The 25,074-nt window shown below is 67.5% G+C and carries 23 protein-coding genes; 7 read left to right on the top strand and 16 right to left on the bottom strand.

Translation table 11 applies throughout. From position 1 onward, the window contains the following. The first annotated feature begins 289 nt into the window (after positions 1–289). On the top strand, positions 290–1,333 hold the full coding sequence (locus ACFTSF_RS33430) for an MsnO8 family LLM class oxidoreductase (protein ID WP_344149820.1): 1,044 nt from the start codon (positions 290–292) through the stop codon (positions 1,331–1,333). A 20-nt stretch (positions 1,334–1,353) separates the two neighbouring features. Beyond that, positions 1,354–2,811: an NAD-dependent succinate-semialdehyde dehydrogenase gene (locus tag ACFTSF_RS33435; RefSeq protein WP_380158602.1), complete on the top strand. Its 1,458-nt coding sequence runs from the start codon at positions 1,354–1,356 to the stop codon at positions 2,809–2,811. Here the strand turns inward: ACFTSF_RS33435 and ACFTSF_RS33440 are convergent, their stop codons facing one another. The 7 genes from ACFTSF_RS33440 to ACFTSF_RS33470 form a co-directional block, all read right to left on the bottom strand. Then, positions 2,812–4,014, bottom strand: coding sequence for a glutathionylspermidine synthase family protein (locus ACFTSF_RS33440; protein ID WP_380158604.1), 1,203 nt, complete (start codon positions 4,012–4,014; stop codon positions 2,812–2,814). Beyond that, positions 4,014–4,442 (bottom strand): hypothetical protein, encoded by a 429-nt coding sequence (locus tag ACFTSF_RS33445; protein WP_380158606.1) that lies wholly within the window; start codon positions 4,440–4,442, stop codon positions 4,014–4,016. The genes ACFTSF_RS33440 and ACFTSF_RS33445 overlap by 1 nt, the downstream gene beginning before the upstream one ends. 24 nt (positions 4,443–4,466) lie before the next feature. Continuing rightward, entirely contained in the window at positions 4,467–5,390 is a 924-nt protein-coding gene (locus tag ACFTSF_RS33450; RefSeq protein WP_380158608.1) for a polysaccharide deacetylase family protein, read from the bottom strand. 16 nt (positions 5,391–5,406) lie between these two features. Further along, positions 5,407–7,824: a glycoside hydrolase family 2 protein gene (locus ACFTSF_RS33455; RefSeq protein ID WP_380158610.1), complete on the bottom strand. Its 2,418-nt coding sequence runs from the start codon at positions 7,822–7,824 to the stop codon at positions 5,407–5,409. Positions 7,825–8,015: 191 nt separating this feature from the next. Beyond that, positions 8,016–8,624: an SGNH/GDSL hydrolase family protein gene (locus ACFTSF_RS33460; RefSeq protein WP_380158612.1), complete on the bottom strand. Its 609-nt coding sequence runs from the start codon at positions 8,622–8,624 to the stop codon at positions 8,016–8,018. Positions 8,625–8,634: 10 nt separating this feature from the next. Continuing rightward, a complete protein-coding gene (locus ACFTSF_RS33465; protein WP_380158614.1) occupies positions 8,635–9,732 on the bottom strand; it encodes a Gfo/Idh/MocA family protein in 1,098 nt (365 codons plus the stop codon). Next, positions 9,729–10,481, bottom strand: a complete 753-nt coding sequence (locus tag ACFTSF_RS33470) for a sugar phosphate isomerase/epimerase (RefSeq protein WP_344149836.1) — start codon at positions 10,479–10,481, stop codon at positions 9,729–9,731. Before ACFTSF_RS33470 ends, ACFTSF_RS33465 begins: the two co-directional genes overlap by 4 nt. A gap of 282 nt (positions 10,482–10,763) precedes the next feature. Between ACFTSF_RS33470 and ACFTSF_RS33475 the strand changes: the two genes are divergently transcribed. Then, complete coding sequence (locus tag ACFTSF_RS33475; protein ID WP_380158616.1) at positions 10,764–11,777, top strand: LacI family DNA-binding transcriptional regulator; 1,014 nt, start codon at positions 10,764–10,766, stop codon at positions 11,775–11,777. Positions 11,778–12,067: 290 nt separating this feature from the next. Here ACFTSF_RS33475 and ACFTSF_RS33480 read toward each other — a convergent pair whose 3' ends face one another. The 3 genes from ACFTSF_RS33480 to ACFTSF_RS33490 are packed head-to-tail and all read right to left on the bottom strand — an operon-like array spanning position 12,068 to position 15,417. Beyond that, positions 12,068–14,164, bottom strand: a complete 2,097-nt coding sequence (locus ACFTSF_RS33480; protein ID WP_380158618.1) for a molybdopterin-dependent oxidoreductase — start codon at positions 14,162–14,164, stop codon at positions 12,068–12,070. 35 nt (positions 14,165–14,199) lie between these two features. Continuing rightward, complete coding sequence (locus ACFTSF_RS33485) at positions 14,200–14,712, bottom strand: phosphotransferase (protein ID WP_344149842.1); 513 nt, start codon at positions 14,710–14,712, stop codon at positions 14,200–14,202. Positions 14,713–14,742: 30 nt separating this feature from the next. Further along, positions 14,743–15,417 carry a TetR/AcrR family transcriptional regulator gene (locus ACFTSF_RS33490; RefSeq protein WP_380158619.1) on the bottom strand — a complete coding sequence of 225 codons (675 nt, stop codon included), beginning with the start codon at positions 15,415–15,417 and terminating at the stop codon, positions 14,743–14,745. A 77-nt stretch (positions 15,418–15,494) separates the two neighbouring features. Between ACFTSF_RS33490 and ACFTSF_RS33495 the strand changes: the two genes are divergently transcribed. Genes ACFTSF_RS33495 through ACFTSF_RS33505 form a run of 3 tightly spaced genes read left to right on the top strand, consistent with a single transcriptional unit; the run spans position 15,495 to position 17,369 of the window. Beyond that, positions 15,495–16,052: a 2TM domain-containing protein gene (locus ACFTSF_RS33495; protein ID WP_380158620.1), complete on the top strand. Its 558-nt coding sequence runs from the start codon at positions 15,495–15,497 to the stop codon at positions 16,050–16,052. A 40-nt stretch (positions 16,053–16,092) separates the two neighbouring features. Further along, positions 16,093–16,713: a Pr6Pr family membrane protein gene (locus tag ACFTSF_RS33500; protein WP_380158622.1), complete on the top strand. Its 621-nt coding sequence runs from the start codon at positions 16,093–16,095 to the stop codon at positions 16,711–16,713. An 11-nt stretch (positions 16,714–16,724) separates the two neighbouring features. Further along, positions 16,725–17,369, top strand: coding sequence for a hypothetical protein (locus ACFTSF_RS33505; protein ID WP_344149850.1), 645 nt, complete (start codon positions 16,725–16,727; stop codon positions 17,367–17,369). 12 nt (positions 17,370–17,381) lie between these two features. Here ACFTSF_RS33505 and ACFTSF_RS33510 read toward each other — a convergent pair whose 3' ends face one another. Continuing rightward, a complete protein-coding gene (locus ACFTSF_RS33510; protein WP_344149852.1) occupies positions 17,382–17,978 on the bottom strand; it encodes a transglycosylase family protein in 597 nt (198 codons plus the stop codon). Between the two features lie 296 nt (positions 17,979–18,274). Beyond that, on the bottom strand, positions 18,275–18,811 hold the full coding sequence (locus ACFTSF_RS33515) for a DUF5946 family protein (RefSeq protein WP_380158625.1): 537 nt from the start codon (positions 18,809–18,811) through the stop codon (positions 18,275–18,277). A 101-nt stretch (positions 18,812–18,912) separates the two neighbouring features. Here ACFTSF_RS33515 and ACFTSF_RS33520 point away from each other — a divergent pair, with 101 nt between their 5' ends. After that, entirely contained in the window at positions 18,913–19,512 is a 600-nt protein-coding gene (locus ACFTSF_RS33520; RefSeq protein WP_344149856.1) for a response regulator transcription factor, read from the top strand. Here the strand turns inward: ACFTSF_RS33520 and ACFTSF_RS33525 are convergent. From ACFTSF_RS33525 to ACFTSF_RS33540, 4 genes are all read right to left on the bottom strand, one after another. After that, positions 19,491–21,179, bottom strand: coding sequence for an ATP-binding cassette domain-containing protein (locus tag ACFTSF_RS33525; protein ID WP_380158627.1), 1,689 nt, complete (start codon positions 21,177–21,179; stop codon positions 19,491–19,493). The genes ACFTSF_RS33520 and ACFTSF_RS33525 overlap by 22 nt on opposite strands. Positions 21,180–21,243: 64 nt before the next feature. After that, a complete protein-coding gene (locus tag ACFTSF_RS33530; protein WP_380158629.1) occupies positions 21,244–22,896 on the bottom strand; it encodes an ABC transporter ATP-binding protein in 1,653 nt (550 codons plus the stop codon). Beyond that, positions 22,893–24,830, bottom strand: coding sequence for a prolyl oligopeptidase family protein (locus ACFTSF_RS33535; protein ID WP_380158631.1), 1,938 nt, complete (start codon positions 24,828–24,830; stop codon positions 22,893–22,895). Before ACFTSF_RS33535 ends, ACFTSF_RS33530 begins: the two co-directional genes overlap by 4 nt. Before the next feature lie 107 nt (positions 24,831–24,937). Next, complete coding sequence (locus ACFTSF_RS33540; RefSeq protein WP_380158633.1) at positions 24,938–25,072, bottom strand: SapB/AmfS family lanthipeptide; 135 nt, start codon at positions 25,070–25,072, stop codon at positions 24,938–24,940. Between the last annotated feature and the right edge of the window lie 2 nt (positions 25,073–25,074).

The raw sequence follows: 25,074 nt of genomic DNA on the forward strand, positions 1-25,074 counted from the left end.
CCGCGGCAGCAGCGCCCGGCCGGCCTCTGGTGGAAGGCGGGCCGGTTCGGGTGGGGAGCGCTACGGCTCCCAGTTCGTCGTCTGCACCAAAGCTCGGCCTCCTCTGCCGCGAATTTCTGGAAGGAACGCCGGGAACAATGCCTGACGACTCAGGCAGGCGGCAAGGGATCGGGCCCCCCATCTTTCGGGGTGGTGGTTGACAGAAACATGGGGGCAGGACCCCCATGTGGAAACGGCGGGGCGCTGCGACGGTGGGCAGGTGCTATCTCCCGTCACTCCTGGTTTGCCGGTGTCTGCGCACTCGGTGCTGGACACCGTTCCGCAGCTGCCCGGTCAGTCGGCTGCGGCCGCACTCCGGGAGACCGCGGAGGTTGCACAGGCTGCCGACGACCTCGGATACCGCCGGTTCTGGTTGGGGGAGCAGCACGGCGTCCGAGGCGTCGGCAGCGCGGCGCCTGCCGTTCTTGCTGCGGTTCTGGCGGCACGGACCGACCGGATCCGGCTGGGCTCGGCCGGCGTACTGCTGACCAACCACCAGCCACTGGTGATCGCCGAGCAGTTCGCTGCGCTCGCTGCGGCATACCCGAGTCGCATCGACCTCGGTGTGGGCCAGCAGTTCAGTCATGCACCCAGTACGGCGGCCGCGCTCGGCGGTAGCGCGCGAGACACGTTCCCGCGGCGACTGGACGAGTTGTGCGGGTTCCTCCGGGACGGCATGCCCGGTCGCGCACCCGTGGGCGACGTACGGCTGTCACTTGCCGGACTGCCGCCGCCGGTGCTTGTGTGCGCCGACCACCCCGGTGCGGCTGCGGTTGCCGCCGTACGGGGGTTGCCGGTCGTGGTGCAGCACCACAGTGCGACTGCGATGACCAGTGCGGCCGTGGCGGCGTACCGGGAGCACTTCGAGGCCAGTGGGCCGACAGTGAAGCCCTACTTGGCTGTGACGATCGGAGTGGTCGCTGCGGACACGGAGGAAGAGGCGATCATCCGATTCGCTGAATACGTGCGAGTGAAGACGCGGCTCAGTGTGGCGTCACCTCGTGCGACTACGGCCGAGCTGATGGCGTTGCTGGAGCCACCTCTGACTGGACGCGAGCGTGGTCGCGCCGAGCGCCTCCTGGACGACCCGGGCCATGTAGTCGGCTCCCGGACTTCAGTGGTGTCGGCACTCGGCGGTCTGGTCGCCGGTACGACGGCCGACGAGCTGATGCTGGTCCCGCTCGCCTTCGACGGTCTGGTCCGGTCGTCGATCCTGCGCACGATTGCGGCCGGTCTGACGCGCGCGATCCGGACTGTACCGCGGCACGCTCCGCCCCTCATTGCCACCGCCTGACAGCGACCTATGGTGGGTACATGGACCAGGAGCAGGCTGTTGTCGCGCAGTGTCCGACCGAGCTGTTCATCGGAGGCAAGTGGAGAGCGGGTGAGGGCGGCCGCACGCTGGCCGTAGAAGACCCCTCCACCGGTACGACGCTCTGCGAGGTCGCTGATGCCAGTCCGGCCGACGGCAAGGCCGCACTCGACGCAGCGGTCGCCGCACAGGCGGACTGGGCGGCCACGCCACCACGTGAGCGTGGCGAGATCCTGCGCCGTACCTATGAGCTGATGACTGAGCGCGCCGACGAGCTGGCGTTGCTGATGACGCTGGAGATGGGCAAGCCGGTCGCCGAGTCCAAGGGCGAGATCGCGTACGCCGCTGAGTTCTTCCGGTGGTTCGCCGAAGAGGCGGTGCGGATCGAGGGCAGCTACCAGGTCGCGCCGAACGGCAAGGGTCGCTTCCTGGTGATGCGCCAACCGGTCGGACCGTGCCTGCTGATCACGCCGTGGAACTTCCCGGCCGCGATGGGCGCGCGCAAGATCGGCCCGGCGGTTGCGGCCGGCTGCACGATGGTGATCAAGCCGGCCGCGCAGACGCCACTGTCGATGCTGAAGCTGGCCGAGCTGATGACCGAGGCCGGGCTCCCGGCCGGCGTCCTGAACGTGCTGACCACCAGCAACTCCGGTGGCGTGATGGAACCGCTGATCCGCGACGGCCGCGCCCGCAAGCTGTCGTTCACCGGCTCCACTCAGGTCGGCCGCAAGCTGATCGAACAGGCCGCTGAGCACGTGCTGAAGACCAGCATGGAGCTGGGCGGTAACGCGCCGCTGCTGGTCTTCGCTGACGCCGACCTGGACCAGGCCGTCGAAGGCGCGATGCTGGCGAAGATGCGCAACGGCGGCGAGGCCTGTACGGCGGCCAACCGCATCTACGTGCAGACCGCCGTACTGGATGAGTTCTCGCGGCGCCTCGCCGAGCGAATGGGCGCACTGACTGTCGGTCGCGGGACGGACGAGGGTGTCGACGTCGGTCCGCTGATCGACGCAACCCAACGGGACAAGGTCAAAGAGCTGGTCGACGACGCGGTCGAGCTCGGCGCGCGCGTCCTCACCGGCGGAGCGGTTGCTGAAGGCAACGGCTACTTCTACCCGCCGACCGTTCTCGCCGACGTGCCCTGGGAAGCCCGGTTGCAGAAGGAGGAGATCTTCGGCCCGGTCGCTCCGCTGACCGCGTTCGACACCGAGGACGAAGCGGTCGAGATGGCGAACGACACGGAGTACGGGCTGGTCTCCTACCTGTTCACCAACGACCTGACCCGCGCGCTGCGCATCTCCGAACGCCTCGAGACCGGCATGATCGGCCTCAATCAGGGCATCGTCTCCAACCCCGCTGCGCCGTTCGGTGGTGTGAAGCAGTCCGGCCTCGGCCGCGAAGGCGGTTCGGTCGGCATCGACGAGTACCTGGAGACCAAGTACATCGCGATCAACATCTGACTACTCGGCCAACCAGAGTCGTACGGTCTCGGCGTCCGGGCGCGGGCTGGTGCCGATGGCGTGCGGGACGAAGCGGGCGTAGTAGTCGGTGATGGGACCGTCGGACTCGCGCACCATCATGCCGGCGGCCGATCCGTCGACGATCCAGCTGCCGATGACGGCCCGGTTGCCGTCGTACGACGGGAGCGGGTACCACTGCTGGTAGACCATCGTCGCCGTGTCGTAGGGACCCTCCTGCGTGTGGTCCTCATCGGCGGTGTGAATGACGATGTTGCTGCCCTCGCGGCCGTGCAGCGGTTTGGCGACCCACTCGGTCAGATCGCCCGGGTGACCGAAGTATGCCGGGAGCAGGTTCGGGTGGTCGGGGTAGAGCTCCCACAGCACCGGGAGGATCGCCTTGGTCGAGAGCATCGTCTTCCAGATCGGCTCGATCCACTGCACCGGCTGACGTTCCGTACCGGCCAGGACGAAGCGGCCGAACTCCTCGTCGAGCATGTCCTCCCAGGGGTACAACTTGAAGGCAGTGCGGATCGGCCGGTTGCCCCAGTCGACGAAACGGCGCTCTGCGGAGTCCCAGCCGACGTCCTCGATCTCATGCCCGTACGTCGCCAGTCCGGCGATGGCCGCGGTGTCGCGCAGGTAGGCGACGGTCATCTCCTCCTCACCGGAGGTTTCGGCGGCGGAGTTGAAGAAGTGCGCCTCGTTGCCGGGGAACTGGTGCTGGGACCACCACTGCACCAGGCGGTCGTGGACCGAGTTCCACTGGTCGGCGTCCGGGAAGACATCCTCCAGCCAGTTCCACTGGATCACTGCGGACTCGACCAGGCCGGTCGGGGTATCGCCGTTGATCTCCAGCATCTTCGGGTCGGCGCCGTTCCAGGCCAGGTCGAAGCGCGCGTACATGGACAGGTCGTCGCGCTTGAGCGACTGCTGGACCAGAGCGAGCGTGCCGGAGGCCAGACCGAGCTCTGCGTCTGAGAACCGGTCTGCCATCACTCGGGCTGCCTGACGGCACATCGCGTAGAGCTCCTCGGTGACGCTCTCGAGGTGCAGGACCTCGTCCATGGTCACCTCGTACCAGGCGCTCTCGTTCCAGTACGGGCGCTCAGTGCCATCGGGCATGTCGGTCATCGGGAACACCAGCCCCTGTTCGACGACCTTTTCCCGCCAGCCCGGCCGCGGCTTACTCGCGTGCCGCCACATCAGCCGCCGGACCTCCCATGACTCGACTGACCGAAGCCACCGCGCGAGATGGTGCTGATGTCGCCGCCACTCTTCGACAGACCGCCGCGCTGGATCGTCGGCGAACCGCTACCGCCACCAGTGCGGTCGTCGCGCTCCCGAGGCACGGTGTAGGTGCCGTTGCCGGTGTAGTACTTCCCACCGACGGCCGGTACATACGCGCTGCCGCGAGTGGCCATGTAGAACCAGAAGAAGCCTGCGCCCGAGCCGTGGTACTCCTGCTCGTCCTTGCAGTTGCCGTCGTCGACCCGGGTCTCCGTCTGCGGATCGACACAGATCGCCGCATAGTCGGCAGTGTCGTCCTCGCTGGAGCATCCGGTGAGAGAGGCCGCGACCAGAGCGGTCAGGCCGAGCGTGATGCCGGCACTCCGCATCCGCCGCTTGTTCACACCAGGACTGACGGGGTGGTCGAGTCAGCGGTTCCCGTTCATGAGCTGAGTCACAGTGACGAGTTGGAAGCCGCGCGCCCGCAGCTCCTTCACGATCGGCGTGATCGCTTCGTCCGTGTACGGCGCGTTGTCACCGCCGTGCATGTGGAGTACGACGATCGACCCGTTCTGCACGTGGGACAGCACCTGCTTGACGATCGGCTTCGGGGACTTCGCGAAACCGTCCGCACCGGGCACGTCCAATCCCACGGCAGTCACTCCGGCCGGGGCGAGCTCGTGCAACGCCGTACCGTCGTAGCACCCACCGGGGAACCGGAACCAGCGCGTGGCGTGCGGATCCAGCTTGTCGAGCTGCTTGACCGCCTTCTGTACGTCGGCCAGCATGTCTGACCGCGGAACCGAGCCCAGCGTGTAGCAGTGCTTGGTGAAGGCACGGTGGTCGTAGGTGTGCGTGCCGAGCTCGAACAGCGGGTCAGCAGCCAGCTCCCTCGCCACCTCCGGGTACTCCTCCATCCACATCCCCGTGAGGAACATGGTGGCTGGGACCTGCAGAGTCCGGAGCTCCTTGATCAGAGTGGCGTTGTAGTACGACGTGACCTTCCCACTCAACAGGCGCTTCCGCATGGCCGCGGTCAGGTCCGCGTCGAACGTCAACGCGACCAGCTTCTGATCCCGCGGGCCATGGTCGACGATCGGCATCAGGTTGCTGTTGTGCGACGCCCCGGGCCGGCCGTTCGGCGTACCGACCGGAGTGGGCGTGCTGACCTGTGGAGTGCTCGGGATGGGGGAGCTGGGCTGGGGAGTGCTCGGCGTCGCGGTGCTGGGCGGCAGGCTCGCCGTGGGCGTCGTGCTGAGGGGGACGACGCCCGTCGACGACTCTTGTTCGCCGCAACCAGCCATCACCAGTGCGGCAACCAGCAGTAGCGCAATCCCCCGTGCCCCAGTCACAGTCGACCAGTATGCGTCACTCCCCGGTCAGCAGGTCGTTCGCCGAGCGCAGCACCGGTACGCCGACCTCAGCCGGAGCGCTCGCTCCGGTGACGCGGAAGGTGTGGCTCTCACCCGCGGACAGGGTGATCAGACACGAATCCACCCGAGCGGCCGCGTCGAGGCGGTCCGGGAAGAGCGCCAGGTCCTTGGCCAACGCGGTCGCCGTGACAGTGACGTCGTACCCATCGCTGGTCGGGGTGACCTCCGCCGTGTAGGCGTCGGCTGAGAGCTGCAGCTGAGTGTCCTCGACGAAGTACCAGTACGCCGTCGCGCCGTCGTCCGCGCGGACTTCCAGGTACTCGGTGGTGGCGTCGAAGGAGATGAGCGAAACCGGCACCGTGGTGAGTGTCGCGGTGCGGGGCTCTACTTCGAGAGCAATGCTCTCGCGCGCGAACACCTCGCCGCCGGCACCGGTCGCCCGGCGGGCCAGCGTCAATCGGGTCGACCACGCTTCGTCGGAATCGTTGTGTGCGGCAACAACCAGCCCGTCATCGGTCGGCTGCACGCTGAGCAGACGATCGGCGTACACCTTCTTGAGAGCGAACCACAGCGGCTTGCGGATCCCGTGCCCGTCGACCGCGGCCCACGAGACAACGGGCCAGTTGTCGTTGAGCTGCCAGATGATCGCACCAGTGTTCAGCGGGAACAGGCTGCGGAAATGCTCGATGCCGTAGATGATCGCCCTGGCCTGGTTGAGCTGAGTCGTCCAGTGCCAGTCGTCCATCGACTTCCAGAGCGGCAGGTGATCACCGAGACCGCGCTCCAGCTTGAGGTTGCCCTCGTAGGCCTTCTGGTGCACGAGCATCTGATCGCCGTACGGATCCAGCGGCACGTCGTGCACCACCGAGGTCAGCGTCGACCAGGCCGGCGGTCCCTGGAACCCGAACTCCGACACGAACCGCGGCTTGTACTTGCGGTAGGTCGTGTAGTCCGCCTGGTTCCACACATCCCAGATGTGCATGGTCCCGTTGCGGTCGTCGTTCGGGTGGATGAAGTGGTCGTAGGAGTACGGACTGCCCTCCGAGTACGGCGTCCGCGGGTCGAGCTCGGCGACGATCTTCGGCAGCAGGTCGAAGTAGTAGCCCTCACCCCACTTGCGCCCGGCCAACGGCGCCCGCCAGCCCCACTCGACGTACCCCCAGATGTTCTCGTTGTTGCCGTTCCACACCGCGAGGCTGGCGTGCTTGCTCAGCCGGGTGACCGCCTGCTGCGCCTCGGCCTCGACCTCGCTCCACAGCGGCTCGTCCTCGGAGTAGGCCGCGCAGGCGAACAGGAAGTCCTGCCAGACCAGCACGCCTTGCTCGTCGCAGATGTCATAGAAGTCGTCGGTCTCGTAGATGCCGCCGCCCCAGACGCGCAGCAGGTTCATGCCGGCGTCGAGTGCGTCCTGGATGCTCGTCTCGTACGTCGAGCGGTTCAGCCTGGTGACGAAGGCGTCGTCGGGGATCCAGTTCGCGCCGCGGACGTAGATCGGCTTGCCGTTGACCGACAGCACGAACGGGCCGCCGTCCTTGTCGGGGGCAACGTTCATCGTGATGTCGCGGAACCCGACCCGCCCGGCCCAACGGTCATCGCCGGCCGTGACAGCGACGTCGTACAAGGGCTGTTCGCCGTGACCGCGCGGCCACCAGAGCTCGACGTCGGCGACCGTGTTGGTCAGTACGACGCTCTCGGTGCCGACGGCAACTGTCGTGGTGGTCGTGGTGCCGCCGACCGCGACGGTCACGGCGGTGTCCGCGTTCGTGGCAGCGCCTGCATCCCACGCCAGCGCCACATGTGTTGTTAAGACGCCGTCGGCGCTCGCCAGCGGGCGGACGGAGGCGATCCGGACGCCGGACCAGGACTCGATCCCGATCGGCTTCCAGATCCCGGCGGTGGCAAGGTCGGGACCCCAGTCCCAGCCGTAGTTGCTGGCCATCTTCCGGATCGCGTTGTACGGGTGCTTGTTCGTGTGCGGCCACAGCCCGAGCGTCTCGGCAAACTTCTTCGCCGCCTCGACCGGCGCCGCGAACGCAACCACCAATTCATTGCCCGAGGCAACCAGCAGACTGGTGACGTCGAAGCGGTAACCCCGGTGCTGGTTCTGAGTCCGCCCGAGCTCGGTCCCGTTCAGCGTCACAGTCGCGACCGTGTCGAGCCCGTCAGCCACCAACTCCTGTACGGCGTGCCCGTCCGCAACCCAATCGAACGTCGTCCGGTAGGTCCAGTCGGTCGACCCGATCCACGCCAGCTTGCTCTCGTTGTCCCCATCGAACGGATCAGGAATCAGCCCCGCCGCCAGCAGATCGGTATGCACCTCACCAGGAACAGTCGCTGCAAACGGGTCTCTGTCACTGGACTCGACAGTCCAGCTGGCGCCACCTTCGGTGGTCAGGTCCTTGCGAGCAGTCACAGCGCGTCTCCAGAGCGTGAACCGGTTTAGTCAGGACAAACTCTATTGGATGCCACGCTCCGCGTGGCGGGTCACGGGGCCCTGATTCCCGTCCTTCCCTCGTCGCTCCAGTCGCTTCGCTCCCTGCGCTCCTCAGTCCAGGCCGGGGGCCCCGTGACCGGGCTCCCGGAGTGAGGTCCGGGAGCTGTAGTTCAGGGAGCGAGAACGTACTGCTGCCACAGGTTGGCAAGCGCCTCGTGGCCGGCCGCAGAAGGGTGTACTCCGTCGTCGGCCAAGGTCGCGGCGCCGACCTCGCCGGCCAGCCGGTTGAGCTCGACATCGGCCGGTACCAGGATCGCGTCGTACTCGAGGGCCAGCTTGCGGACGACCTCGATCTTCGGGTCGAGGTCCTCCCGCCACTCCGCATGCTCGGGCTTGACCTGCAACAGGAACGGCTCGACCAACACGAGCGGGCATTCCAGCGGCTCGAGCAGCAGGCGGTACGACGCCTCGTACGCCTCGACCGTGGTCGGGTCGAACTTGTCGTACCGGCGCCACGTGTCGTTGATCCCGATCAGGATCGACACCAGTGACGGCTCGAACGCCAGCACGTCGGTGGACCACCGCGCGACCAGGTCGACCGCACGGTTGCCACTGGTCCCGGCGTTGACGATCCGCGGCCGGTTGTCGCCGAGGTCTTCGGCGATGTCCCGGACGTAGGTGTTGCCCAGTCCGGTGGGGTCGGTGCGATGACCGCCGTCGGTGACGGAGTCCCCGGCGAACACAACGGTCCACCGGGGATCCAGCTCAAGTTTGTTCACCGGGTCATCTTTACAGGGTCGCCGCGTGCACGTCCCAGTCCTCCGGAAGGACCGGAGCGACCTCGACCGTGCTCGTCACGTCGACGAACGCGCCGGTGTCGATCGACTGGGTGATGGACGACATCACGTCGACGATGTGGAACGCGAGCGCCCCGTTCGCCCGGTGCGGCCGGTCTGCGCGGATCGCCCGAGCCATCTCCAGAACGCCGGTACCGCGCTGCGCCGTCGCTTTGGTGGTCTCCAACGTCTCCCAGTCCTCAGCACCTCGGCGGCGGATCTTGATCTCGCCGTCGAACGCGTTCGGATCCGGTACGGCGAGGGTCGCCTCGGAGCCCGTGATCTCGACGAACCCGGCCCGGGACAGCGGTGAGTCGAAGCTGAAGATGCTCTGCGACGACTGCCCTGACTCGAACCGCGCAATCGCGCTGACGTGGGTCGGAACCGTCACGTCGAAGTCGGTCCCGGCCAGCGGGCCCGATCCGATCGTGCGCTTCTCCTTCGACTTCGACCCGATCCCGGCCACTGCCGCGACCGGTCCGAACAGCTGGACCAGCGTGGTCAGGTAGTACGGGCCGATGTCCCAGAGCGGTCCGGCGCCTTCCTGGAACAGGAACGCCGGGTTCGGGTGCCACGACTCGGGGCCGGGGGACTGCATCAGCGTGAGCGCGGTCAACGGCGTACCGATGCCGCCCCGGTCGATGATCCGGCGCGACTCCTGCAGGCCCGGGCCGAGGATCGTGTCCGGAGCGCAGCCCAGTCGCAGGCCGGCGTCCTGTGCGGTCGCGAGCAGCTTGCGGCCGCTCTCCTGGTCCAGCGAGAAGGGCTTCTCGCTCCAAACATGCTTGCCTGCGGCAACGGCTGCCAGGGCCACCTCGACGTGCGCGACCGGGATGGTCAGGTTGACCACGATCTCGACGTCCGGGTGGTTCAGCACGACCTCGGGGGCCCCGTGGCTCTCGATGCCGAACTGGCTCGCCTTCTCCTTGGCCGCCTCGGGCCGCAGGTCGCCGATCGCGACGACCTTCAGGTCCGGGAAGCTCTGCATGCTCTTGATGTACGCGTCGGAGATCACTCCGGCGCCGATGACGCCAACGCCCACCGCGGTCATGCGGGCGCGCCCTCTCCGGTGAGGAACTTGAAGCTGCCCTCGACGGCGTCGAAGATCTCGCCGCTGAAGTCGTCCAGCTCGACCACGCGCAGCGCCTGCGGGGCCGCGGCCAGGATGTCGGCGACCGCGATGGTGCCGTCACCGACAGCGGTCTGGGCCTTGTTGTCCAGGGTGCCGTCGCCGTCCTTGACGTGCAGCGCGACCACGCGGCTGCCCCACTTCTTCAGCAGAGCCGGTACGTCGGCGCCACCGACGGCCGCCCAGTAGGTGTCGAGCTCGAGGACGACGTCGTCGTTCAGGTGGTCGACGAAGATCTCCAGCGCGTGCACGCCGTCGATCTTCGACTCCAGCTCGAAGTGGTGGTTGTGGTAGCCGACGGTGATGCCGTGCTTGGCCGCCTCGACAGACGCCTGGTTGAGCGCCTCGGCCGTTGCCTTCACGTCGTCCGCGGACTGCCAGCGCGCCGGGTCGATGAACGGTTCGATGACCGTGCTGATGCCGAGCTTCTGGGCGGCGGCGTAGATCGGCGCGGCGTCCTCGTCGCGGAGCAGGCCGGCGTGCGTGGTGGGCGCCGACAGTCCGTGCTTGGGCAGCGCTTCGGCCAGTTGGTCCGCGATACCCGGGACGCCGAACGGCTCCACCTTGGTGAAGCCGATCTCCGCGATCCGGGCCAGGGTGGCGTCGAAGTCCTCTTCGAGCTTGTGGCGGACTGTGTACAACTGGAGGGACAGGTTGTCCACTGCGACCATGGTTTCTCCTCGTGACCGGCACTGCGCCCGCTGCCCTGGAGCCGCCGTACCGTCCTGATAGCCGAACCGGTTAAGTAACGCTGGCAACCGTATCCCACTCCCGGGCGCCCCGACTAGGGTCCGCCCAGACCTCGGGCGTTCGCGACCGGAACCGGCGAGTTCCGATATGTGATCAAAAGGATCACTCTCTGCTCCCACTTGGTGACACGGCGTGGAAACGCGCGCACACTAGAGGATTCCGGACCGACCGTCAGCGGTCCGGCCGCCCGTGAGGAGTTAGTTGTGCCCCGAGTCACCATCAAGGAGATCGCGCGCCGCGCCGGCGTCTCCAAAGGCGCGGTGTCGTACGCGCTGAACAATCAGCCCGGAGTGTCCGCGGCTACCCGTGCGCGGGTTCTGAGAGTTGCCGAGGAAATGGAGTGGGTACCGAATCGCGCCGCCCGTCAGCTGTCCGCCGCGCGCAGTGAGACCTTCGGCCTGGTGCTTGCGCGGACCGCGCAGACGCTGACCGAGGAACCGTTCTACATGGGCTTCGTGGGAGGTGTGGAGTCCGTGCTCGCCGAGCGCTCGTACGCGTTGGCCCTTCAGGTGGTGACCAACTTGGACGAGGAGCTGGCGACGTACCGCAAGTGGGCCGCCGAGCGCCGCGTCGACGGCGTGATCGTGGTCGACCTGCGGGTCACCGATCCGCGGATCCCGTTGCTCCGCAAGCTCGGCCTGCCCGCCGTCCTGGTCGGCCACCCCGAACTGGCCGACGGCCTGCCGTGCGTCTGGTCCGACGCGACCGCCGCCATGCACACCGCCCTCGGCCACGTCGCGACCCTCGGCCACCGCCGGGTCGCCCGCGTCGCCGGACCGCCGGAGTACGGCGATGTGTGGATCCGCGACCGCGCGTTCGTCGAGGCGAGCAGCCGCTACGGCCTGGAGACCAAGGTCATCCACACCGATTACTCAGCCGACGAAGGCGCCGCCGCCACCCGCGACCTACTCGCCGCCGACCCGCGCCCGACCGCGATCATCTACGACAACGACCTGATGGCCGTAGCCGGCCTCTCCGTTGCCCAAGGCCTGGGCGACGTAGTCCCCCGAGACCTCACTCTCGTCGCCTGGGACGACTCCACCCTCTGCCGCATCACCCACCCCCGCCTCACCGCCATGTCCAACAACATCGTCGGCTTCGGCGCCGAAGTAACCCACGTCCTCCTCAACCTCCTCGACAACGCCCGCCCCGAACCCCACCTCTACGCCACCCCCCTCCTCATCATCCGAGACTCCTCAGCCCAACCCCCGCCCTAACCCCACCCCACCCCCACCTCAAGGGGCAACCCCCCACCTCGATGGATAACCCCTCAGACGGGGCGTTGCCCACCGAAAATCTGAGCGGGCAACCCCCCATCGCGATGGGCAACCCCCGTGCCCGCCAGGCAACCCCCCACCTCGGTGGATATCCCCTGAGTTGGGGGGTTGCCCATCGGAAATCTCAAGGGGCAACCCCTCGGCTCGGTGGGCATCCCCTGAGTTGGGGGGTTGCCACTCGAGATGGGGGGTTGCCCGTTGGGTGGTGGTGGGGGGTGGTGGTGGGGGGGTTAGGGGGTGGGGGTGATGGTTACGGGGGTGCCGTTGACTGCGGCGGTGCCGGAGATGGGGTCGGTGAGGGCTGAGTCTGTTAGGTCGTTGAGGGAGATGCCGGCTAGTTGGGTGGCTACGGTTAGGTGGACGCCGGGGCGGGTGTGGCCGAAGCCGTGCGGGAGGGAGACCACGCCGGGCATCATGTCGTTGCTGGAGGCAACTTCTACGGCGAGGGAGCCGGCGGCGGAGGTGATGGTGACGAGTTGACCGGTGGTCAGGGAGCGGTCGGCCAGGTCGGTGGGGTGCATCAGCAGGTGGTGACGGGGTTTGCCCTTCACCAGGCGGGCCGAGTTGTGCATCCAGGAGTTGTTGCTGCGCAGGTGCCGGCGGCCGATCAGGAGCAGTTCGCCGTCGGCCGTCGCCTGCAGTTCGGAGAGCCGGTCGAGGTCGGCCAGGATCATCGGCTGGTCGAGGTTGATCCGTTTGTTCTTGTGGAACAAGGCTTCGGGCAACGCCGGTTGCAGCGGTCCGAGGTCGATCCCGCCCGGCGACTTCCGCAGTTTGCGTAGTGACAGCTTGTACGGGCCGATCCGCAGCCCCACGTCGACCACGCGGCGCGGCGCCAACCGCAGTCGCGCCTCGGTGACAAGACGTTTCCGGCTCAGCGGCGTACGTCGTACCAGCGCGGTGCCGAGATCGCGGAAGATCTCCCAGTCGTGCCGGGCCGACGCGGGTTTATCCAGTACGGCGTCGTTCCAGCGAGCCGTGTTCCGTACGGCGAGGTTGTGGAAGATCACGTCGTAGTGATCGCGCTCGAGCGGCGGTGCCGGCGGGAGGATCACATCGGCGTGCCGCGTGGTCTCGTTGATGTAGGGATCGACCGCGACCATGAATTCCAGCGACTCGAATGCCTCGTCGAGCTTGCGCCCGTCCGGTGTGGACAGCACCGGGTTGCCGGCGATCGTCACCATCGCCCGGATCTGCCCGTCACCCGGCGTCAGGATCTCCTCCGCCATCACCGACACCGGCAGCTCGCCGCCGAACTCCGGCAACCCGCGGATCCGGCTCGACCACACGCCGAGATGTCCACGCCCGAGCCCGATCAGCGCATTCACCGCAGGCCGAGGGAACATCGTCCCGCCCGGCCGATCGAGGTTGCCGGTGATGATGTTCAGCACCTGGATCGCCCACTGACACAGCGCCCCGAACTGCTGCGTCGACACCCCGACCCGTCCGTAGACCGCAGCGCGCCCAGCAGCCGCGTACTCAACAGCGATCCGCCGGATCACCTCAGCGTCGATCCCGGTCAACCCGGCCGCGCGCTCCGGCGTCCATTCCTCGACTGCGGCCTCCACGGCTGCCAGCCCATCGACGTACGGCGCCGGTCGTGCATTCCCGTCCGCGATCACCTGGTGAATCAGCGCGAGCAGGAACGCGGCATCCGTCCCCGGCCGCACGAAGTGGTGCTCGTCCGCGACCGCTGCGGTCTCGGTACGGCGTGGGTCGATCACGACGACCTTGCCGCCGCGCTTCCGCACCTCCTTGATCCGCCGGCCGAACCCAGGCGCGGTCATCATGCTGCCGTTCGACGCGAGCGGGTTCGCACCGAGCATCAGCAGGTACGACGTCCGGTCGATATCGGGGACCGCGATCATCAGCTGATGTCCGTACAGCAGGTACGACGACAGCATCTGCGGCAACTGGTCGATCGACGTGGCACTGAACTTGTTCCGCGTCCGGAGCTGCCGGACCATCGTCGGCATGTGCGTCAGCGCGCCGAGGCTGTGCACGTTCGGGTTCCCGAGATAGACGCCGACCGAGTTCCGCCCGTGTTCGCGCTGGATCGCGGTGAGCTTCTCGACGATCAACGAGTACGCCGCGTCCCACCCGATCTCCTGCCAGCCGTCGGCAGTACGGCGTACCGGTGTGGTCAGCCGGTCCGGATCCTCCTGCAGGTCGCGCAGCGCGACCGCCTTCGGGCAGATGTGACCGCGGGAGAGCGGATCCGACTCGTCGCCCCGGATATCGGTGACCTGCCCGTCCTCGATCGTCACCAGGACGCCGCAGATCGCTTCACACAGGTTGCAGGAGGTCCGCCGTACCGTGGTCGCCATCTCGCCAAACTACCCTTGAGTAGCCGAGCTCGCCATCACACGAAGCGTGCCTCGTCGAGCCGGCCGAGGATCGCGTCGACGGTTTCGCCGGCCGACAGGTCGGAGTTGTCCAGCCACAGGCCGCGCCGCGGGCTGAATGCGTGCAGCTCGTAGTCGAGCTCGTCGACCAGATGATGCGAACCGCCGAGCCGCCCGGAGATCACATCGGGACGCGGCGTCAGTACGACGAGGTAGCGCGGCCGGGTGCGGATCCCGTCGAGGAACTCGCGGAGCAGCTCGCCGATCACGACATCCTGCAGTACGACGGTGAATCCGGCCTCGGCGTAGGAGTCGGCGGCCTGGCAGGCGAGGCGGAATCCGAGCTGCATCTGCCGTTGCGCCTCGGCCGGATCGTCGGTCATCGAGGCATGCCCGCTGACGATCATCCGGCGGAACAGATTGCCGGGAATGTTGACGCCGTACTGGAACCGCTCGGCGAGCAACTGGGCGACCGCGGACTTCCCGGCCGCCATGATTCCGCTGACGACGATCACCCCAGCGGACTCCATGCTGGTGATGGTGCCACGGTACGCAATGTTTTAGTCAGGTTTGTGGCGAACTTGTCGTTCCGTGGAGGAAAAATCCTTGGTTTGTAAGGGGTTTTGGCTCACCAGGGAGTCGATATGAAGGCGCAGCAGCCGGCGGACCCGGGTCGGCGTGCTCCGCCGGGGCTGGATGACCGCGTGCAGGGCAAGGCCGTCGAGCAAGGCATGCAAACGCTCTATTTCCAGACGCAGGTCCAGACCGTCGCGGAGTGCGCCCGCGTCGGACAGCGCGTTGAGCAGCTCGGCGCATAGGTCGCGCAGGCCGTCGTTCGCGGTCTCGACGTTGTTGTGCAGGGTGTCGGCGCCGGTCTCGGCCTGAGCCTGGACCATGAAGGCGAGCCAGACATCGAACTCGGCCATCCGCTCGGCATCGAGCGGGAGCACCTCTTCGAGGTACCGCAGGGCCACGGTCGTGGCGCTGCCTTTCGTGCCGCCGCGCGCGGTCAGTGCCGCGAAGCGCTCGCCGACCCGGCGGACGACCAGGTCCATCGCGAACTTGAGCAGACCGTCCTGGTCGGGGAAGTAGTAGCGCACGGCTCCGGCCGACCAGCCGGCCTCGGCGGCGATGGTGCGGACCGAGGCGGCGCGGATGCCGTCGCGGCGGACGACGCGCCACAGGGCCTGGGCGATCTCCTCGCGGCGGGCGTCGTGGTCGACGATCTTCGGCATGTGCCCTTTTTAGCACACCTGTGTTATCGTCGTTTCACAACACAGTCGTACTAAAACAACGGGAAGGGTGAATCCCTGTGCTGCTCGCTGTGATCGCCGCGTGTGAGATCGGCTTCTGGGTCCTGCTCGCCGCCGGGATGGCGACGCGCTATCTGCTGCGGAAACCCAAGGCCGGGATGATCCTGCTGCTGATGGTTCCGCTGGTCGACGTGGTCATGCTGGTGGCGAGCGTGCTCGACATTCACCGCGGTGGCGAGCCGTCGTTCAAGCACTCGCTGGCCGCGATCTTCATCGGCGTCAGCGTCGGATTCGGCCACCAGACACTCAAGTGGGCCGACGGGTGGGCGGCGTACAAGTTCGCCGGTGCGCCGCGGCCGGTGAAGCCGCCGAAGGGCGGCCGCGCGCGGGCACAGCGGGAGCGCGCCGGCTGGTTCCGGCACCTGCTCGCGTACGTCGTCGGTGTAGGCATCATGATCGCCCTCGGCCTGCTGTCCGGGAAGGGATGGGACGCCGCCACCGGCCCGGCCTGGGGCTGGACCGTGGCGCTGGTGATCGACGGGTTCGTCTCGTTCAGCTATACCTTCGACGAGGCCAAGGACGACGAGCCCGCGCCGCGCGAATCGCAGTCCGTCTGACCTCCCGTTTCTCCCCGCCCGATCGTCGTAGATTGCGGTCATGACGATGATCGGGCGGGTCTGGTCCTGGGTCACCGCGGCAGCTGTCCTGGCCGGCATCGTGATCCAGCTGTTCGTGACGGCGTCCGGGACCGAAGGCTTCTTCCCGGACAACCCGGACCGCGTCCTCAACGTCTTTGCCTTCTTCACGATTCAATCGAATCTCATCCTCGGTGCGACCGTGCTGATGCTGGATCGCCGGAGCACGCTGTTCAGAACCCTGCGGCTGAACGGCGTTCTCTGTATCGCCGTCACCGGAATCGTCTATCACCTGGTGCTCGCCGGTCTGGACTCGTTGACCGGATGGGCCGCAGTGGCGAACTTCTTACTGCACACGGCCACCCCGGTGCTCGGCGTACTGGGATGGGCATTGTTCGGACCCCGCGGTACGACGGACTTGCGGATCGCCGGCTGGTCTGTCGTGTTCCCGCTGCTCTGGCTCGCGTTCACGCTGATCCGCGGCGCGTTCGTCGGCTTCTATCCCTACCCGTTCGTGGACGTGAACCAGCACGGGTATGGACAGGTTCTCCTGAACTGTCTGCTCGTCGCGGTACTGTTCCTGGCTCTGGCGGCCGGGGCCACAGCCCTTGATCGTCGCCTCAGCAAAACCGTCGAAGGGTAAGTGCCTTGCTGGTGACCTCTCGCTCGTACGCCGAGTACGAAGCGATGTTCGATCTGACCGAACTGCCTGACTCCGTGCTGGACTGTTCGGCCGGTGGATCGAGTTTCACCGCCGAAGCCGCTGCGCGTGGGGTGGATGTGGTGGCCGTGGATCCGGCGTACGAGTTGACGATGCCTGAGCTCGTCGACACGGTTCGGCGGAGTTTGCCGGCCACGACCGAGATCATCGAGGATCACGAGGCGCGGTTCGTCTGGAAGTGGTACGGGACGCCCGAGCGGCGGGATGAGATGCGGCTCGAGGCGGCCGACCGGTTCCTGCAGGACATCGGTGCGGAGCCGGATCGGTATGTCGCGGCCGCTCTGCCGGAGCTCCCGTTCGAGGACGGGCGGTTCGAGCTGGCGTTGTGCTCACACCTGCTGTTCACCTGGGCCGATACCTTCGGCCGGGACTGGCATCTGGCCGCGCTGCGGGAGCTGATCCGGGTGACGAGCGGCGAGGTTCGCGTGTTCCCGCTGGTGCTGCAGGGCACGGGCGAACCGGTGCCGTTCCTGCCGGAGGTGCTGGACGAGCTCGCCGACGTCGCCTGGGAGATCCGCAAGGTTCCCTACGAGTTCCAGGCGGGCGCCGACGAGATGCTCGTCCTCACGCACTCCTGAGGATCAGGGCTCTCAGGGCAGGAAGCGACCGCAGACCGGCCACGGCGAGTTGCCGCGCTGCGCGTAGAGCTTCTTCGCGCGCATCAGCTGCTCGGCAGGCGAGGCCTGGGCCGGGCTGCCGCTACCGCCGACGCTGCGCCAGGTCTGCTTGTCGAACTGGAACAGGCCGAAGTACTTGCCGTTCGGGCTGACTGCGCGCGGGTTGCCGCTGGACTCGCAGTTGGCGACCTTGCGCCACGCGGCGCTCATGCTGACGTTGCCGCTGTTGTTCGACGGGCGCTCGGCGGAGCGGTTGGTCCGCGGCTTGCGCACGGTCTGCTTCGAGACAGTCTTCTTCTTCGTGACGACCTTGGACTTCGGAGTGACTCGCTGCTTCGGGGCGGTGGCCTTCTTCACACCGTCCAGCGTCAGGGTCTGACCGATCAGGATCAGGTCGGGGTCCTTCAGGTTGTTGATCTTCGCCAGGTGATGCCAGTCGGCACCGTTCGCCTGGGCGATCTCGGAGAGCGTGTCTCCGGCCTTCACCTTGTAGTCGGTCGCGAACGCCGCGCCGGTGGCTGCGACGGTGATCCCGGCGCCGAGACCGGCGACGGAGAGGGTTCGGACCACCCGGCGAGTAGATCGCCGGGGGCGCGCATGTCGGGCTTTGGACATCGGTAAGGCGCTCCTCGTGAGCTTGGGCATGGTGGAGGACACCAGCCCCCCAGGCAGGGGAGGGGGCACCCGGACAGGTAACGAAAGGGAGTCCGGATGATCACGTCCAGGTCACGACGCGATGTGAGTCATCCTGTGGGACGCGTCGCCGGAGCGCAAGGCCAGATCGGAATCTGCCCCGATTTTTTCGGTCCCTTGACGTACCGAAAGCCCAACAACAGAACGGTTTCCGAGCTGCAAACAGATCGGTTTCAGCGTCTGAAATAGCGCGCCGGGACGAGGTCGACGGTGAGTTTCCGGATGACTTCCCGGTCAGCCGCCGGCCAACCGGTCCAGACCTGTTCGGCCCATGCCAGCATCGCCTGCTCGACCTCGTCAACACCGCCGGCGGACAGTACGTCGTACGCCGTCAACCGCCCGACGGACTCGGGTGGCGTGAGCTCGGGCCAGTCGCCGAACGAGTTCGCCATGATGCCGTGGCCCGTGCGGACGTCGATGTTCCCGGAACCCCGTTCGAGGAACATGTAGAGACCGTTCAGCGCGAACACCGGGCCGATTCGCGGAGCGCCGACTCTCACATGTTGCGCGCCGTACGCGTCGATCCGCAGTTGGTGCAGGTAACCGAGCCTCAGTTGGTGCTCGATCTCGAACCCGAGCAGGTCGCCGGCGACCTGCAGACACTCCGGTGACGCGTTGTACTTCGGCGTTTCCGGCCACTGCGAGATCGGCAGCTCGACCCGGCAGCCGGGGCAGCGGCTGGATTCGTGCGTGCCATCTCCGGAGTTCACTCGTTGATGGAAACACGGGCACCGCCGTCCGGCAGCTGGTTTTCGCCGTTGCGGGGGCGGCTGGCCGGCAGATGAGGCGACGGACGTGATGGGGGCATGCGGTGATCCGAGTGGCTCTCGGCCACCGCGGCACGATGGTGCGAGGTGCACTGGCCGCGGTGCTGGCAGGCGAGACGGACATGGAGGTCGTGGCTGAGCTGGACCGCTCGGAGGACGTCCTCCAGGTGGCCGGCCGACGGCCGCATGTCGTGCTGCTCGATCCACAGCTGCCCGGACGGATCCGGATCGAGGAGCTGTGCCGCAAACTCGCCGGTCGCGGGGTGCTGGTGCTGATCGACCACGAGGCGATCGCCGCGACCAGTCTCGCGCTGGTCAAGCAGGCGCCGCGGATCGGACTGATCGCGACCGACGCGACCACGGACCAGCTGGTCCAGGCGGTCCGCGACGTGGCGAAGGGGTTGCCGGTGGTTGACGTCCGGCTCGCGGTCGCCGCGTTGAAGGCCGGTGACAACCCGCTCACCGATCGCGAGTGCGAGGTGCTGCGGCAGGTCACCACGGGTGCGACTGCGCAGGAGGTGGCCCGGACGCTGAGTCTGAGTGCCGGCACCGTGCGGAACTACCTGTCGAGGATCCTGGCCAAGACTGGTTCGCGCAGCCGCATCGAGGCCATTCGGAAGGCTCAAGACGCTGGCTGGATCTGACTGATGATCGGGTCCCAGTTGCCGTGCAGATCGCGGTACAAGCTGGAGCTGCGCATCAGAGCCTGATGCGTACCGATCGCGGCCTTGTTGCCGTCCAGCACGAGGATCCGGCGGGCTCGCAGCGCGGAGCTGATCCGGTGTGCGATCACCACCAGCGTGCCGCCGCGTTGCGCGAAGGCTACCTCGGCCTGTCGCTCGGCCTCCGCGTCGAGGAAGCAGGTCGCCTCATCCAGTACGACGAGTGGCGCGGGGGACAGGTAGGCCCGGACCAGCGCGATCAGTTGCCGCTCACCGGCGGAGAGCTCGGCCGGCTTGACCACCGCGCCCAGACCGCCGATGCGCTGGATGAGTGCGGTCGCTCCGATGGCGTCGACGGCTGCGCTCAGCTCGTCGGTCGTCGCATCGGGGAGTAGATAGGACAGGTTCTCCTCGACGGTCCCGCTGAAGACATAGGCCTCCTGTGGGATCAGTACGCGCGTCTCGGCCAGCCGCTCGGTGGTCAGTTCAGTCGGCGGTACGCCACCCAGCAGCAACCGGCCGCCGCTCGGCGTCAGCATCCCGCAGATCAGCGCGGCCAAGGTCGACTTCCCGATCCCGCTCGGACCGACCACGGCCAGGTGGTCACCCTCCGGGATGGTCAGGTCGAGACGATCGAGCACCGGTTCAGCCGCCTGCCCATACGCGAACGTCAGCCGCTGAGCATTTACCCGATGCCCTTGTACGGCGTCGATCGCGCGAACCGGCTCGTCCGGCTGACTGGTGTCGAGGATCCGGCCGAGGGTGATCACGTACCGCAGGCCACTGTCGCCCAGCGCGGCCATCACCTGCCCGAGCGCTGGTTGCAGGCCGATTAGCACATACGTGAGACCGCCGAGGAGCGTGCCGGTGCTCACGCCGCGCCCGACCAACCACGGGCCGGTTGCGAGCAGGATCAGCAGCGGCAGCCAGCCACCGACCGCGAAACACAAGGTGCGGAGCGCCGCGACCTTGGCGAGCGCTCGCTCCGCCGATGCCTGCGCCTCGATCGGTTCGCCGACCAGGAACTCGGCGTACTCCTCGGTCCCGGTCGCGGTGATGTCGCGCACGCCACCGAAGACCATCCCGGCCGAAGCGGCTAGGTCCTCATCGGCCTGCAGCGAGGCTCGCACCCGGTCGGCGGCCATGCCCAAAACGCCTAGCGATAAGGCGAATCCGATCAGGAACGGCGGTACGACGAAAGCGGCCACCATCGGCGCCAGTGACAGCAGACCGGCCAGCACCCCGAAGAGCGTGACGGCGAAACTCCGGAGCACCATGACCAGTCCGGCGTACGTGTCCCGGACGATCTCGACCTGCCGGTTCAGCCGGGCCACCGCGCTGTCGTCGCCGGTTCGCAGTGCACCGGCGACAACTCGCCGTACCAGGTCGTCGCGGACCGGCTCGACCAGATCACCGAGTCGCGTGTACACCTGCCGCGCTCCGGCGGCACCCAATCCGGCGGTCGCGACCAACCCACCAAGCCACGCGATCCCTTGCCAAACGTGTCCAGCCAGGAAGCTGTCCGTGGCGCGCGCGACCGCGACTCCGTAGATCGCGGTCGGCAGGATCTCCGGCACCGACCAAGCCACCAGCTTGACCGTCGCCCGCTTCCGCAGGGACAGAGCGCCGTACTCGAGCTCCCGCTTCATCCCGCCCACGTCCTTCGGCCCCACCGCAGTGCGCGGAGGGGCCGGTCGGCGAGGGCGGGCCGGATCACCCGAAGACCTCGCGGTACGACGTGTTGTTCCAAAGGTCGGCGTGGGGTGCCACTGCTCGGACCTGGCCGTGGTCGAGCCAGACCACGAGATCCGCGCGGGCAGCCGTGGCTGGGCGGTGAGTGACGATCAGACGGGTGCGGTGGTGGCGGTCCTCGGTGAGGGTGCGGCCGATCTGCCGTTCGGTCGCGGTGTCGAGGCTCGAGGTCGCGTCGTCCAACACGAGTAGCCGGTTGGCCGGCCAGGCGCGGGCCAGTCCGAGTCGCTGCCGCTCACCACCCGACATAGGGGCCCTACGCAACGAAGTGAAGTAGCCGTTGGGCAGTCGGCTGACGAAGTCGTGGGCGTGCGTGGCCCGGGCCGCGGCCAGTGTGCGCACCGGGTTGATCGCGTCGGGAGCGATCGACTCACCGATCGTCCGGCCGACCAGCTGCGGCCGCTCGAAGGCGCAGCCGACCGCGCGACGCAGCGCATGCCGGCTGACGGCCTGCAGCGGTACGCCGTCCAGCGAGACATGCCCGGTCGACGGATCGCGCAGCCGCGCGGCGACCGCGGCGAGCACGGACTTGCCGGCGCCGCTCGGTCCGACGACCGCGACCGTCATGCCACCCGGCAGATCCAGGCTCACGTCGTTCAGCAGGACGTTGCCGTCTGCGACAACGCTGACGTGGTCGAAGGTGAGGTGTCCGGAACCGACCGGCAATTTGAGTGAACCGTGCGGAACCTCGGCGATTGCACCCACCTCGGCAGCCCGCTGAACACCAGCCTTGGCGCGCGCGATCTCACCGATCACACCGGTGAGATTGCCGAGGCCGGCACCGAGGACGGCGTACTGCGAGGCGGCGAACAGTTCGCCGGCAGTGATGTGCCCGGCGACCAACTGGATGCCGCCGACGGCCAGCACGGCGACCAGCACGAGCGGTCCGACCACCGCAGCCTGCGCGCCGGAACGGGCCAGGATGCGCCACGTGACGACACCTTGTTTGTGAAGCTCGGGAAGCAGACCGAGGATGCGTCGCTCCTCGCGGCCTGTCGTCCCGGCGGCCGCGATGGTGCGGATGCCGGTCAGCGACTCGGACAGCCGGGCGGCGATCCGGCCCTGCGTCTCCTGGTAAGCCAGGCTCACATCGGCGGTCCGCCGCGCGAACGCCAGCAGCACCAGGATCACCAGCAGCACACCACCGAAGAACGCGGCCGCCAGCCAGGGATCGATCAGGGCGAGCAACACGAGACTGCCGACCGGGGGAGCGATCGCCGCGATCGCGGTCACCGCGGCCGGTCCGGCCTGCGCGGCGTCGGTCGCGTTCGCGGAGACTCGTGTGACCAGGTCACCGGTCTCGAACCCGCGGTTCCCCTCGGGTCCGCCCCGGACGACCTGCCGCACCAGGCGATGCCGCAGCCACGCGGTCGTTTCGGCGACACAAGCGGCACCCGCGAAGGCGTCGATCAGACTGGCCACGATGCCGAGCCCGATGGCTGCCGCGGCGGCGATCAACCACAGCGTGTAGCCCGTACCGGCGACGATCGAGTCCACCGAACGACCGAGGATCGACGGCAGGGCCAAGGTGACCGCGCTGCCGATCAATGCGTTCAACCCGATCAGCGGCAGCCAGCCACGGCCGCGCTTCGCCACCGATCCGAAGGTGATCATGACGAGAGCCTGAGGCCGGTGCGTTCCGCGAGGAACGCGAGTATGTCCGCAGCCAGGCCGATGCCTTGACTCGCCGATCCGCTGGCATGGCCGGCATCCGGATCCAACCGCAACAGGACAGAGCCTTCACTCGCGGTCGCATGCTGCAACGCCGCACACATCTTGCGAGAGTGCAGTGGATCGACGCGAGTGTCATTGCCGAACACCGTGAACAGCACGGCCGGATACTTCACGCCCTCGCTGACCCGGTGGTACGGCGAGTAGGACAAGAGGTTCTCGAACTGCGCAGGGTCCTTCGCGGATCCGAACTCAGGCACCCAACGCTCGCCCAGACCGGACAGCTCATAACGCAACATGTCCGTGAGCGGTGCCGAACAGACCGCTGCCGCGAACAGCTCCGGCCGCTGAGTCAAGGCCGCCGCAACGAGCAAGCCGCCGTTGGATTCGCCGCACAGCGACAACTGCTCGGCGGTCGTCCAACCGGTCGCGATCAAATGCTCGGCCGCCGCGATGAAGTCGTCGAAGACACCCTGCTTGCGATCCAGGATCCCCGCTTGGTGTGAGTCGATACCACCACGTGTGTTGGCCGTGACGAAAACACCACCGGCCTCGACCCACGCCAGCGCGAAGGCCGAGTACGTCGGAGTGAGCGTCTGCCCGAAACCGCCGTACCCGTAGAGGAGTGTCGGTCGTGGTCCGTGGTTGCCGGGTTTGGCGATCACCAGGAGTCGGGTCTCGTGGCCGTCCGGGCTCGTGGTGACGAGCTGCTGCGACTCCGCCTCGGCAGTCACGCCGGGGGCTTGCGACCAGAGCGTCGCCTGGCCGGTGGTGTGGTCGTAGCAGTAGACGGCAGACGGGGTGACGCTGTCGGTGTAGCTGAACCAGGCTTGCGGTCCGCCGTCTGGCAGCGTGGTCAGCGAACCGACCGAACCGACGCCAGGCAAGGCGATATCGCTGACGTGCGCACCGGTCTGCAGATTGTGCACGGCGATTCCGCTCGGGCTGGCCAGCAGCAGTGCGCCGTCCAGGATCGCCAGGCCGGTGAGCGGCACATCCGGGGTGACGAGGTCCTGCCAGATCAGCGGATTGTGCGGATCACCGACGCAGATCTTGCTCGTCGGCGCATCCTTGGTGGTGACGACGTAGAGACGACCGTCGGGGCCGACCGACATCACGGTCAGCGCGTCGATGCTCTGCTGGATCGGGCGCGGCGAATCAGCGCTCTCGAGATCCTGCAGCCACAGGTCGTTCGCCCCGCCACGGGCAGCGGAGATGGTCAGCCAGCGTCCGTCGGCGCTGAGCTCCAGCCCGTACGACGCCTCGGTCGACAGCGCGACTGTGTCGTCGGCGACGTCCAGGTGGCGGCAGCGGACCTGACGGAATCGCACGTAGTAGAAGGACTTCCCGTCCGGTAGCCACGCGACCGGGGAATACCGGCAGCCGTCGATCGGCTCGCCGATGAGCTCACCGCTATCCACGTCGAGCAGGTGTAGGACGGACTGTTCGGTGCCGCCGCGAGAGGTCTGGAACGCGACCAGAGATCCATCGGGTGATGGCTGCCACGCGTCCAAAGTCGTGAGACCGGATGGGTCGATCGCCATCGGGTCGAGGATTGCGCGCCGGCCGTCGTACAGGACCGGGTGCTGCTGACCGGGGTCGCTGCGCAGCGTGAAACAGCGCCCGCCGTGCCACGAAGGTGTGGAGACGGTGCCGACGTTCGAAAGGGCCTTCACCCGGTGACGGAACTGGTACCGGCCGGACAGCGTGACTGCATGGTTCAGCCAGAGCTCGTCCTGGGCCGCGAGCCAGCGCTTGGTCTCGGAGGACTCGGCGTCCTCCAGCCAGCGGTAGGGATCCGCGATGGTGTGGCCGTGCACCTGCTCCACGAGCGGTAGCCGCTCGGCGCATGGATAGGACTGCACGGAATTGGGCAAAAGAGCTCCTTCCGTCGGGTGAAGCGACGGATCCCGCAGACAGGTTCGGCCCTGGGTGGGTATGCCGCCCACCCAGGGCCTCCGGAACCTGACTATCCAGGATCCGATCAGTGGCAGAGCAGAAGGCTCAAGTTGCTCGGGCGACCCGACTGGCAACCAAGCACGGTCAGCGTGGAGCCGCCGCCGTGGTGGCCGCCACCGTAACCGGGGGTCTCGAGGCCCTGAAGGTCGAGAAGTGCCATGT

This window comes from Kribbella sp. NPDC056951, assembly GCF_042674205.1.
Taxonomy (GTDB): Bacteria; Actinomycetota; Actinomycetes; order Propionibacteriales; family Kribbellaceae; genus Kribbella; species Kribbella yunnanensis.